Below are 12,555 nucleotides of genomic sequence, written 5' to 3' on the forward strand. Positions count from 1 at the left end.
AATTCAACTATTTTTTTAGGGTGCTAATTCTGGATCTTCGCTACGCTATGATCCAGACTACGTCTACTTAAAGGTTTAATTTTTTTATAATTCCGATCCTGGATCTCCGCTGCGCTCCGTTCCAGGCTACAGCTGCGCTCCGTTCCAGGCTACAGCTGCGCTCCGTTCCAGGCTACGTGTACTGCGATCCAGGTTACGCTTCTACGGTTTCGGGTTGGGCAATAGCCGTAGGATTCAGTGTGGATTTGATGGGATTTAATCCACCACAAGCTGCAAATAATGCCGTTAGTAAATGGGTAATTTCTCCAGCCATTAAAGAAAAATCGGCATCGAGTTGTTGATATTTGGTTTCAGCGCCAATTTCTAAACTTTGATTTTTTAGTAAATCGAGATAACGCACACGTTTAATCGAAAAATCCTCACACAACACACAAGAAATTTTTTCATCCCAGGCAAGTCCTAATTTACTGACCATTTTTCCGTGTTGCACATGTTGTAAAATATCGCGACTGTTTAAATCGTGACGATGACAACGCACAATTCCACTACTTTTAGGGTCTACTAATTCACACGAATCATCTAATTGAAAATCTTGCGCTAATTTATCGTTAAGTAACCATTCTGTCATGATTTCATTCGCAGGAGTTTTGGTTTCAAGCGGACGAATGTCGAATTTAAAAATTGAATCGCGTAATAATTTAGTAATCGCCTCGGCTTGTTGGTGTGAACTTGCATCGATTATTATGCAATTGAGTTTGGGATCGATATAAGCATAGGTGATTTTTTTCTGGGTAAAAGCTTTGGGCATTAAATCGAAAATCACTTCATCGCGCAAAGATTTTTTTTCTTTGGCAAACACACTGCGATCTTCTTCCGTTTCAATTTTTTTAATTTTTTCGATTAAGGCATCGCGAATGACTGAAGGCGGAAGAATGCGTTCTTCACGTTGCGCGGCCAGTAGCAAATAACCCGCACAGCCATGCACTAAGATATCGCTATCATCGCCAAATGGCGATACCCAGCCATAGCTAAACAGCGACATTTTATGACACGGTTTGGCTTTGCGCTCTTCTAACCGTTGTTGTAATTGTTCGGCATTATAAGGAAACGGTTCGACTAAACGATATATTTGTAAATTCTTAAACCACATGCTAATAACCTCTTAGAAATGGAGGGGGATTGTAGCATGGGGTTTAAGTGGGCGCTATGTCTCATCCTGTTGTAATTTAGTTGCGTTTTATTCTTTTCTTTGGCGAATCGGAAATGGGATCACCATCGTCTGCTGAAGAAGAGGGAGTTGTATTAATAGAATTCTTTTGATTTTCCTGCTCGGAATTGAAAAGCAAGGACATGGTCAGAGCACGTTTCTTATGGGATTGGGGTAAGGATAAAGTAGATGATGACGTCGATTTTCTCGTCTTACTAGGAGTATTGGGTGCAGTAATTCCCGCTAAGCCTGAAATCCTAGCTACAGAGCCATTTTTAGATAAACTATCTTCTATAGAATCCAGATTTAGTGCGGTTTCTAGCGGTTCTTCAGCGCGACCTGCTGTACTGGGTGTCGTAGAATCTAAATGATTACCAGAAAAAAATGCTTGAGAATTTAACCCTGCGTTAGTTGCTGTCTGTATGGGTGATTGATCAGCTGTTGAATTTGCTAAATAATGAGGTTGATTGATAGAAATAATTTCTTCAAGCGAATTAAATAATTGTTGTATTTGCGTGGGAAATATATTGATATCCAATAGCGTTGTTGGAATATTGATAATGGTTTTATCCATGTTATAGGTCATTTGCAAATTTTCCGCTAAGGATATTTGATTGTGTTGTTTAAGCACCGTAAGCAAAGCCAAGCTAATTAATAAACGTGATGGATGAGGTTCAAAATCGCCACTTTTATTGGTAATTTTCATTACGTTGGGAGCGCCTCCCAACGAGTGCTCAAAAAATAAATTGCCAGCAATCAGTGGATTGGGATCGACATCACAGTGTCTAGGAATGGTATTAAATTTAGTTGGATTACCTTCTCTGCCGAGCTTCAAGCAGAGTGTTTTGCTGATAGCATAACGTAATACTTTTTGATTATCATCTTCTGCCTGGATGCTTTCTAACAGTGGATTAAGTGCGGGTAAGGTATAAACCGGGCGTAGTTGAGAGGATTGATTCACTTGTTGATGTGAGGGAGAGTTTGCCCTGTCTTTTAATATTGCCAAAGGAGTTATCGTTAACTCATGAGATAATTTTTCGAGAAATTCACGCAACTCATGTTCCGTATTAAGTGTTTTTTTTGTTGGTGTTGTTGTTGAGGAAAATGCACTTAATTCCAACATCCCGGTGAACATAATTTTATTCCTTTTTTTAGAGAAACTGGTGAGTCAAAAAATAGTATCATGTTGATTATTATTAAGCCAATTAAATTTAACGACCGATTGCTTTATTTTTTTGTGAGATATTAGCCAGGCGAGAAAAATATTTCTTGTTTAACGGTAAAATTTAAAATAATTTTGCAAGCCCTAATTAAGCTTTATCTAAATCCAAAAATTTTTTGGTATCGATAATAATTTCGCGTTCATTAAAACTAGTTAATTGATCGGCGATAGCATGCGAATCGCCATCGCGTAAAATGGTTTGCAAGGTCGTTTGCATGGCGTGAATGGCTGCGCGTTGTAAATCGGAGGGAATAATCACCACACGGTAACCTAAGGCTTGTAATTGTGCGGCAGGAACAAGTGGTGTTTTTCCACCATGGAACATATTAATGAGTTTGGGTTGCGGGATGTGTTTGGCGATTAATTCAATTTGTTCTACACTTTGAGGCGCTTCGACAAAAATCATATCAGCGCCTGCTGCCAAATAGGCTTGAGATCGTGTTATAGCATTGTCAAAATTTTCTGCAGCAATGGCATCGGTGCGGGCAATGATGACAAAATCAGGATCGCTTAAGGCGTTGCGGGCAGCTTTAATTTTTTTAACCATTTCTTCTTGCGGGATTAATTTTTTATCGTCTAAATGACCACAACGTTTGGGAAATTCTTGATCTTCGATGTGTAAGCCTGCTAAACCAATTTTTTCATACATTTTAACCGTGCGATCGACATTTAAACTATTGCCATAACCCGTATCCGCATCGGCGATGATGGGAAGAGTGGTGACTTCTGCCATATGTTCTAAACGTGTAGTGATTTCACTAAAACTTAATAAACCTAAATCGGGAAATCCTGCACTTCGTGCAATGGCTCCACCGCTGGCATAAATACAACGAAAACCCGCTTGTTCGACTAAGCGTGCGGATAAACCATCGAACACACCCGGACAAATTAAAATTTCGTTACTGTTAATATATTGTCGAAGTTGAGTGGTTTTTTTCATGCGATTTCCCTTTTAAATATTAAGTTTGCTGTAGCCCGGAACGTAGCCGTAGCCCGGAACGTAGCGTAGCGAAGATCCGGGATCTGACTATTAAAAAAACTCCGATCCCGGATCTTCGCTGCGCTACGTTCCGGGCTACAGCATAGGATTATTTTAATAAATTACGCAATACGTACTGCAATATTCCGCCGTTATTATAATATTCGACTTCATTTTGCGTATCAATCCGACACAAGAAAGTGACGTTTTCACTTTTGCCATCGGCATAGTGAATGGTAGCTTGAATATCCATGCGCGGTGAAATACCTTTGGCAATGCTATCAATATCTACCGTTTCTGCACCCGTTAATTTTAATGTTTTGCGATCCATATTATTTTTAAATTGCAGGGGTAACACACCCATACCAATTAAATTCGAACGATGAATGCGTTCAAAACTTTCAGCAATCACGGCTTTTACGCCTAATAATAATGTGCCTTTACCTGCCCAATCGCGTGATGAACCCGTGCCGTATTCTTTACCCGCGAAAATCACTAGTGGTGTTTGAGTTTTTTGATATTCCATTGCTGCGTCATAAATCGACATAATTTCGCCACTTGGAATATATTTCGTAAAACCGCCTTCGGTGCCTGGGATCATTTCGTTACGAATGCGAATATTGGCAAAGGTTCCCCGCATCATCACTTCATGATTGCCACGACGTGCCCCGTAAGAATTAAAATCTTTAGGCTCAACGCCTTTACTGATTAAATATTTTCCGGCAGGAGTATCGGCCTTGAACGAACCGGCGGGTGAAATATGATCGGTAGTAACGCTATCGCCCAACAACGCCAAAATATTGGCTTTTTCAATGTTTTTGACGGGTTGCGGTTGTTTGGTTAATCCCACAAAATACGGTGGATGTTGCACATAAGTGGAATGTTCATTCCATTCGTAAGTATCGCCTTCCGGAATTTTAATGGCTTGCCATTCGTGATCGCCTTTGAATACATCGGCATATTGACGGGTGAACATGTCTTTATTCACTTTCGCGACTTCTGTTGCAACTTCGGCATTGGTTGGCCAAATATCTTTTAAGAAAACATCATTGCCCTGGTGATCCTTACCGATAGCATCGTGACTTATATCGAGAGTTGTGGTGCCCGCTAACGCAAATGCGACCACCAATGGAGGAGAGGCTAACCAATTGGCTTTAATCAACGGATGAATACGTCCTTCAAAATTACGATTACCCGATAACACAGCACTCGCGACTAAATCATTATCGTTAATGGTTTTGCTGATATTATCAGGCAAGGGACCGGAATTTCCGATACAGGTCGTGCAACCGTAACCGACTAAATTAAATCCAAGATCGTTTAAATAAGTTTGTAATCCCGATTTTTCTAAATATTCTGTGACTACTTTTGATCCAGGTGCTAAAGACGTTTTTACCCACGGTTTACATTTTAATCCTTTGGCTAACGCTTTTTTAGCCACTAATCCTGCAGCGAGCATGACGCTAGGATTGGACGTATTCGTGCAACTCGTAATGGCTGCAATTACGACAGCACCGTGAGGCATGCCTTCTTTGATACCGTCGATGGCAAATAATGTTTGTGCTTCGTGCTCTTTTTTGCGTTCACTTAAGGTTTGTTGAAATACTTTTGGTAAATCAGTTAATAATACTTTGTCTTGGGGACGTTTTGGACCTGCGATGCTGGGTTTTACAGAACTTAAATCCAATTCTAAGGTATCCGTAAAAATAGGATCAGGCGTATTGTGATCGCGCCACATGCCTTGGATTTTACAGTATTGTTCTACTAAAGCGATGGTTTGCTCGTCGCGACCGGATAAACGTAAATAATGAATGGTCACATCATCAATTGGGAAAAATCCACAGGTAGCACCATATTCAGGTGCCATGTTACTGATGGTTGCGCGATCGGCAAGGGGTAATTCATTTAATCCTGAACCAAAAAATTCAACAAATTTTCCGACTACACCTTTAGCGCGCAACATTTGCGTCACGGTCAACACCAAATCAGTTGCTGTGATGCCTTCTGGCAGTTTTCCAGTGAGTTTAAAACCAATGACTTCAGGAATTAACATTGAAATCGGTTGACCTAAAATAGCGGCTTCTGCTTCGATTCCACCCACACCCCAACCTAATACGCCTAAACCATTCACCATCGTGGTGTGAGAATCGGTGCCAACTAAAGTATCTGGATACGCAATTGTTGTACCATTAATTTCGCGCGTCCACACCGCTTTGGCTAAATATTCTAGATTGACTTGATGACAAATACCGGTGCCTGGGGGAACTACACGAAAATTCGCAAAAGCTTTTTGTCCCCAACGCAAAAATTCATAGCGTTCTAAATTACGTTGCATTTCTGTTTCGACGTTAAAGCTAAATGCAGATTGATTGGCAAATTGATCGACTTGTACTGAGTGATCTATGACTAAATCGACAGGAGATAAGGGATTAATTTTTTTCGGATCGCCGCCTAATTTTGCCATAGCAGTGCGCATGGCGGCTAAATCGACGACGGCAGGAACGCCAGTAAAATCTTGCATTAATACGCGTGCAGGATGAAAAGCAATTTCGCGATCGGATTGTTTGGTGTTAAGCCAGGCACCAATGGCTTCGATATCCTTATCGTCAACGACTTTACCATCTAAATGGCGTAATAGATTTTCTAATAATACTTTTAATGAAAAAGGCAAACGATCAATGCCGTTTAATCCATTCGCAAGAGCTTTTGGTAAACTAAAATAATCGTAAGATTTTCCATTGACGTTTAATTGTTGACGAACATTAAATTTAGCACTCACGCGATTTCTCCTCAGTCGTAAATTCTATTGAAATGAAATTGCCAAGATTATACGCTGATTTATTTTAAGAAAATATACTATTGGCTAATGAAAATAGTGCATTTTCACGTTAGTACAAGGTTTTTTCTCGGAGAGCAATTTTTTAAATGAGAATTATTATCATCTTGGGTTAAGCTGAGAGTGAGTAATGAAGCGGTAAGTAAAAAGTCGTAGATGCAATTAGCTCGTTAATTTTCGTGCAGCGAGGCACAAAAAGTAACGAGCTGAATTTTACTGAAGTGTGAACACATTCTACACTAGCAACTGTTTTAATTTATGAATAGCAGTTTGTTCTAATTGACGAACACGTTCAGCACTAACTTGATATTTTGCGGCTAAATCGTGCAGGGTGGATTTATTATCGGCTAACCAGCGTTGTTCGATGATATCGCGGGCGCGATCGTCTAGTTGAGTTAAGGCAGCGTTTAATTTTTCGGTATACGTATCAGACCAATCACCGCTTTCAATAGTCTGTGCGGGATCGCTTGAGGGCGCAGCTAAATAATTAGCGGGTGCGACATAATAATTACCCTCATCTTCGTCGTGATCGCTTAAATCGAAGGTTGCATCAACCGCATTTAACCGTGCTTCCATTTCCATGACTTCTTGAGGTTTCACACCTAACGAATTGGCTACCTGATTAATTTCATCTTGTGAAAACCAACCTAAACGTTTTTTCGCTTTGCGTAAATTAAAAAATAGTTTGCGTTGCGCTTTGGTGGTGGCCACTTTAACAATACGCCAATTGCGCAATACAAATTCGTGAATTTCGGCTTTAATCCAGTGTACGGCAAAGGAGACTAAGCGCACACCCATCCGCGCGTCAAAGCGTTTTACGGCTTTCATTAAGCCAATATTGCCTTCTTGGATTAAATCGGCTTCGGCCAAACCATAGCCATGATAACCTTGTGCGACACTGACGACAAAGCGCAAATGCGACATCACCAAGCGGCGAGCTGCCTCGATATTGTTGTGTTGGCGAAACTGTTCTGCGAATTCGTATTCTTCTTCCGCGGTTAACATAGGAATACTATTCACGCGATATTTATAAGCTTCTAGATTGCCTAACGGTAAATGACCATCAAATGCAACTAATTGATTATTCATATCCTCTTGCTCTCATAAGTTTTATTACCGCTATTTTAGCACTCTCTTGGCGAGAGTGCTAATTTTATGGGTAAAAATTTTTACGAGATATAGCCAGCCTAAGCTAAAAAGGCTTGGTTTTAATGTCTATACTCTTTTTACGCCCGAAGGTTAGACTATGTTGCCGAGCTAAAGCTACTTAGTAATGTATTCAGTATACACGCCTTCATATCTTTATACTTAGCGCCTCACTTATAATCCAATCGTTTTGAGTCCCTTTGCTTATTTATTCTGCATAAACCGCACCGATAAAATGGTTCATTTTCACGAGGTTCACTCAAATAGTTTTTCGCCGGGATGGTGTGTTATTTAATTCTATTTCGTTGCCAGATTGAGGTGAGGTGGCCACAATTTTTTGTTCCCTTATCAATGGATGATCAGTAGAATTACCGAGCTCATCGGGTTGTTTATCTTCTAATTCTGGAAAATTAGTTCTGATAGAACTTGGATCATTAACGCCTAAACCTTGCATAATGCTGGCAGGAGAGCGAGCATGATGGGATTGACTTTTTTCATGGGAGGTGAATAAACCTGCTCCCGCAATGCTTGTTCCTGTTACCCAGGCTATTAATTTAGCGGCTAAAGCTTTTGCACCCAGAGCAATTAAAACAGGTAAAGCCACTTTAGCTAAAACAAAACCTGTTACAACTGCTCCCACTTGAATTCTATATTGTTTTAACATAGCCCAGGCTTTATAAATAAGGGCATTTTGCTCGAACTTTTTCATGTTATTATTAGCAAATAACTTAGGATGTTTATCAAGATTTAAATTGAGTGGTAAAGGCGTTGATTTAAACGGTACAAGCACACACGAGCGCTCATGATAGATTTTATCTAATCCTTCTTTCTTATCGGCTAAGCTACGAATATTTTGTTGCAATTGCAATCCTGCTGAGTTCGGCATTTCAACTTTACTTAAAGCAGCATTTTGTTGATTAATGGAATCTAAAAATTCCCTTACTCCTTTCTCGGCTTTCTCAATATTACTAGTTAACTTTTCAATTCTTTCTTCTAATTTTTTAATAGCACTCAGATCATTTTCATTTTTTAGAGGTTTTTTATTCAATTCTGCTAATTCAGTTTTAGCAGTATTTAAATCTCCTTTAAACTGCTTGCGTTGCTCGTCTTTTGAGGTATGACGGCCGGCATTGAGATTAAATGGAAAAATAACATTTTGATCATATTGTTGTCTTTCTTCAACAATATTTCTTAATTGCTTATAGTTGTGACTAGAATTAAATAACTGTTTAAAATTTTCAAATAATTGTTGTTCATGATTAGGTAAGGCAGATAGTAAGCCCCATCGTTCAACTTGCGGAGAGTATAAAGCATTATAAATGAAAAAAGCGGCTTCGTAGTTTCCCGCCACTTCAAAATCTCGACATAAATGCAACCAACGGCAATAGGCGATAGCGGCTTCTTCGCGCGTTTCTCGATATAAAATATCAGATTGTGCTGTATAATAAATGCCGTTCATAATGGCGGAGTTTTCTTTGACCACTTGGGCCAGGTTATCTGATGTTAGTCTATTTTCTTGATGATTGGTAACAATTAAATGAGAAATAGTATTAAATAAAAATTGTTTTAACGCATCTTGCTGTGCAAGATAATGTTGGTAAACAATCTCTTTATTTTTAAATTGTGTGTTAATTATGGGACTTAGAATCATGCGATCCAATTTATGCCTTGATTCCCATGCTGCGTTACTTGAGGAGTGAATGAATTGAAATGGCATTAGCCGAGATTTCATCAGCTCAACTGATTGTTGCAAGTTTTCACGCTGACTTGGATCTGTTGATAAAGCAGGAATAGTTTGATCAAGGTCTTCTAAGCGTATATTCCATTCTTGCAATTTATTCCCTGCCTCTATCCATGCTGGATCTAAAATTATTTTAGGATTTTTATAATATTCCTCCGTTAAGCGATTAAGCTCTGTATTAAAATTTTCAAATTCAGCTTGTATAGCATCTAATGTTGTATCGATATTAGTAGCAGTGGTATTGTTTTTGGATAATGTGTTTGTCATTGTTTTTTCCCCGTGATAAGTAAACATGCTTTGTCATTAATAGTAGTATGGTATTAATTGAAGGATTTGTAAAATCTTAAGGTTTTATGAATTTGGGAAGGATTATCGACCAGTGAAGTACGGAACTTGAAATCGCACTCGATCCTCTAAACGCATGGCCGTGAGAAAACCACCCCACACGCAGCCGGTATCAATGGGGAAAATAGTATGAAAATAACTAATACCTTGCAGCGCTGCCCAGTGGCCAAAAATAATATTTAAATCTTGATGGGCGCGATTAGGAATGCTAAACCAAGGATAATAATTTTTTCGTTGTGAGCCTAAGCCTTCTTTGGATTTTAAATCGATTTGACCTTCGGTGGTACAAAAACGAATGCGAGTTAGGCAGTTGGTAATAAATCGTAAGCGTTTGACGCCGGTTAATTCTGCTTTCCATTTTTTTGGGGTATCACCATACATGTGTTCAAGAAAATGATGATAGTGTTTTCCTTGCAACGCTTGCTCGACTTCCTGTGCGCAAGCTAGCGCTAAGTTTAAATCCCATTGGGGGGGCAGTCCGGCGTGGACTAATACATAATTCAACTGAGGATCATAGTGCAAGAGTTTTTGTTGGCGTAACCAAAAAATTAATTCTTCTTGATCAGGCGCTGTTAAAATCTCGGCAAGAGTATCTTTCTTTTTTAAATCAATAATATTATTCGCCAGTGCAATTAAATGTAAATCATGATTGCCTAAAACAATGGTGGTGTGCGGTAGTGATTTAATAAACCGTAGACAGGCTAACGATTGCGGTCCACGATTGACTAAATCGCCGGAAAACCATAAGTGATCAACGTGTGGGTCGTAACGAATTAATGCTAGTAATGCTTGCAGCTCTTCAAAGCAGCCTTGCACATCGCCAATGGCATAGGTTGCCATCGTTAATTAACCGCATTGGGTGCGGCTAAGCGGAAAATGGGAATATCAACTTCAAAATGTTGATTATGATCATCCACCATGTGATAACTGCCTTGCATGCTACCAACCGGTGTTTTAATAATTGCACTGCTGGTATATTGGAAATGTTGTCCAGGTTGTAAATGCGGTTGCTCACCCACCACACCCACACCGCGTACTTCTTGGATTTCACCATTAGCATCGTTAATAACCCAATGGCGAGATAATAATTTTGCCGCTTCCGTTCCTTGATTGGTAATGATAATCGAATAGGCAAAGGTAAAATGTGCATTATGCGGATCGGAATGCTCTGGCAAATATTGTGTGCTGACTTTGATATCAATATGGGGTTGTTCATTCATCGTTAATATACCTGTAAACTGCGTATCACTCTCTTTAAGATAACGTAAAAAAGAAAGATGTGCCAGTTGTTCAACTTAAGTTACTTAATGTCACAAAATCTGCTAGCGCAAGCGTTTCAGCACGAGCACCCGGATCAATTCCTGCTTGAATGAACAGGGCTTCATTCACCATTGGTTTCATACTATTGCGAATGGTTTTACGTCGTTGATTAAATGCGAGACGCACCAATTCACTGAACTTGGCGAAATCGTTTGCAGGATAGGGCAGGGGATGATGCGGGGTTAAACGCACAATCGCTGATTCAACTTTAGGTTGAGGATGAAAGGCGGTTGCAGGAACCGTAAATAAATAGTCTGGCTGACAAAAATATTGAATCATCACGCTTAAACGACCATAGTGTTCGCTATTTGGTTTAGCACACAATCGTTCTACCACTTCTTTTTGCAACATAAAATGTAAATCTTGAATGTGATCAATAAATTTTAAGAAATGAAATAATAAAGGAGTGGAAATATTATAGGGCAAATTGCCGAGTAATCGCATAGGGGTTTGCGGTGACGTTAATAAATTAAAATCAAATTTCAAGGCATCGGCTTGATGAATAATTAAATTAGCGGGATAGTGACAATTTTTTTGTAATAGCGGGATGACATCACGATCGATTTCGATCACCTGCAAACGTTCTACTTTTGTTAATAACGGTTGAGTTAAGGCACCCAGTCCTGGGCCAATTTCAATTAAATTATCCTGCTTGTTAGGTTTTATAGAGTTAATAATGTGGTTAATAATCGTTTGATCGGTTAAGAAATTTTGACCAAAGCGTTTGCGTGCTTGATGTGGCGATTTCATTGTATATTCCAAGTTAACGTATAATTAAAATTAGGCTGAATTAATTGTTGAGCCATGTGGAACGCCGCGATTAAACTTTGGGGATTAGCCTGATTTTTTCCCGCTAAATCGAGTGCGGTTCCATGATCGACCGAGGTGCGAATGATGGGTAATCCTAAGGTAATATTAACACCCGTGGCGAAATCACTGTATTTAATAATGGGCAAACCTTGATCGTGATACATGGCTAAAATGGCATCGAATTGTGTTAAATACTTTGGTAAAAAAATGGTATCGGCTGGGAGTGGACCCACTAGTGTGACATTTTTTGCGGGAAATTGCTTAAGTGCAGGTTGAATAATCTCAATTTCTTCTCGGCCTAATAAGCCATTTTCGCCGGCATGCGGATTTAATCCACAGACGCCAATTCGCGGATGAGCAATTCCAAAACGATGCCGTAAATCATGCTCCAGAATATGCAGCGTGGTGGTGATTTTGCTAAAGGTGATGTTTTCAGCAATTTCACGCACGGGTAAATGCGTGGTCACTAAAGCGACGCGCAATTGTGAATTTGCCAGCATCATCACCGATTGTTTACAACTACACCATCTTGCCAGCCATTCCGTCACCCCGCTAAATTGGGTATCTAGCTGATGAACAGCATATTTATGAACAGGATTAGTGACCATGGCTGCAAATTCGCCCGCTAAGGTTTTTTGCGCGGCCACTGTTAAACAATTTAATACATAAGCGGCATTTGCAGTGGTTACTTGCCCAGGAATAATCTGCGGATGATGTAATTTAACGGGTAAAACGTAACCAACGCCGGCCTGATGATGAAGTGGCGCCTGCGCAGGATCGTAATATTTGAGTGTGCAAGGAATGGCGAGTTGTTGACGGTAAAATTTTAATAAATCGATATCCCCGATGACAACGGGCACTGCAGGTAAATCCGGTTGCTGAATTAATTTCAAACATAATTCAGGACCAATACCTGCAGGTTCACCCGCTGTAACCGCAATTAACATGG

The 12,555-nt window shown here is 39.7% G+C and carries 10 protein-coding genes; all 10 read right to left on the reverse strand.

Features of this window, described 5'->3' with window-relative positions; genetic code table 11:
* Nucleotides 1-193: 193 nt before the first annotated feature.
* A complete protein-coding gene (locus KIT27_02465; protein ID MCW5588506.1) occupies nucleotides 194-1,150 on the reverse strand; it encodes a recombination-associated protein RdgC in 957 nt (318 codons plus the stop codon).
* 76 nt (nucleotides 1,151-1,226) lie between these two features.
* A complete protein-coding gene (locus KIT27_02470; GenBank protein MCW5588507.1) occupies nucleotides 1,227-2,342 on the reverse strand; it encodes a hypothetical protein in 1,116 nt (371 codons plus the stop codon).
* A 175-nt stretch (nucleotides 2,343-2,517) separates the two neighbouring features.
* Nucleotides 2,518-3,369, reverse strand: coding sequence for an oxaloacetate decarboxylase (locus tag KIT27_02475; GenBank protein ID MCW5588508.1), 852 nt, complete (start codon nucleotides 3,367-3,369; stop codon nucleotides 2,518-2,520).
* Nucleotides 3,370-3,517: 148 nt separating this feature from the next.
* On the reverse strand, nucleotides 3,518-6,187 hold the full coding sequence (acnA, locus tag KIT27_02480) for an aconitate hydratase AcnA (protein MCW5588509.1): 2,670 nt from the start codon (nucleotides 6,185-6,187) through the stop codon (nucleotides 3,518-3,520).
* A 291-nt stretch (nucleotides 6,188-6,478) separates the two neighbouring features.
* A complete protein-coding gene (gene rpoH / locus KIT27_02485) occupies nucleotides 6,479-7,333 on the reverse strand; it encodes an RNA polymerase sigma factor RpoH (GenBank protein MCW5588510.1) in 855 nt (284 codons plus the stop codon).
* A gap of 316 nt (nucleotides 7,334-7,649) precedes the next feature.
* The gene (locus KIT27_02490; protein MCW5588511.1) at nucleotides 7,650-9,398 is read right to left on the reverse strand and encodes a hypothetical protein; all 1,749 of its coding nucleotides are present in this window, start codon (nucleotides 9,396-9,398) and stop codon (nucleotides 7,650-7,652) included.
* Nucleotides 9,399-9,500: 102 nt separating this feature from the next.
* Nucleotides 9,501-10,316 carry a symmetrical bis(5'-nucleosyl)-tetraphosphatase gene (locus tag KIT27_02495; protein MCW5588512.1) on the reverse strand — a complete coding sequence of 272 codons (816 nt, stop codon included), beginning with the start codon at nucleotides 10,314-10,316 and terminating at the stop codon, nucleotides 9,501-9,503.
* Between the two features lie 2 nt (nucleotides 10,317-10,318).
* Entirely contained in the window at nucleotides 10,319-10,696 is a 378-nt protein-coding gene (gene apaG, locus KIT27_02500) for a Co2+/Mg2+ efflux protein ApaG (GenBank protein ID MCW5588513.1), read from the reverse strand.
* Nucleotides 10,697-10,766: 70 nt separating this feature from the next.
* Entirely contained in the window at nucleotides 10,767-11,546 is a 780-nt protein-coding gene (gene rsmA / locus KIT27_02505) for a 16S rRNA (adenine(1518)-N(6)/adenine(1519)-N(6))-dimethyltransferase RsmA (GenBank protein ID MCW5588514.1), read from the reverse strand.
* Nucleotides 11,543-12,553 carry a 4-hydroxythreonine-4-phosphate dehydrogenase PdxA gene (gene pdxA / locus KIT27_02510; GenBank protein ID MCW5588515.1) on the reverse strand — a complete coding sequence of 337 codons (1,011 nt, stop codon included), beginning with the start codon at nucleotides 12,551-12,553 and terminating at the stop codon, nucleotides 11,543-11,545. Before pdxA ends, rsmA begins: the two co-directional genes overlap by 4 nt.
* Nucleotides 12,554-12,555 lie beyond the last annotated feature (2 nt).

This window comes from Legionellales bacterium (assembly GCA_026125385.1).
Classification (GTDB): domain Bacteria; phylum Pseudomonadota; class Gammaproteobacteria; order JAHCLG01; family JAHCLG01; genus JAHCLG01.

Coding starts and splice junctions, on each gene's coding strand:
- KIT27_02465 (MCW5588506.1), bottom strand. CDS start 1,150: ATGTGGTTTAAGAATTTACAAATATATCGTTTAGTCGAACCGTTTCCT.
- KIT27_02470 (MCW5588507.1), bottom strand. CDS start 2,342: ATGTTCACCGGGATGTTGGAATTAAGTGCATTTTCCTCAACAACAACA.
- KIT27_02475 (MCW5588508.1), bottom strand. CDS start 3,369: ATGAAAAAAACCACTCAACTTCGACAATATATTAACAGTAACGAAATT.
- rpoH (MCW5588510.1), bottom strand. CDS start 7,333: ATGAATAATCAATTAGTTGCATTTGATGGTCATTTACCGTTAGGCAAT.
- KIT27_02490 (MCW5588511.1), bottom strand. CDS start 9,398: ATGACAAACACATTATCCAAAAACAATACCACTGCTACTAATATCGAT.
- KIT27_02495 (MCW5588512.1), bottom strand. CDS start 10,316: ATGGCAACCTATGCCATTGGCGATGTGCAAGGCTGCTTTGAAGAGCTG.
- apaG (MCW5588513.1), bottom strand. CDS start 10,696: ATGAATGAACAACCCCATATTGATATCAAAGTCAGCACACAATATTTG.
- rsmA (MCW5588514.1), bottom strand. CDS start 11,546: ATGAAATCGCCACATCAAGCACGCAAACGCTTTGGTCAAAATTTCTTA.
- pdxA (MCW5588515.1), bottom strand. CDS start 12,553: ATGTTAATTGCGGTTACAGCGGGTGAACCTGCAGGTATTGGTCCTGAA.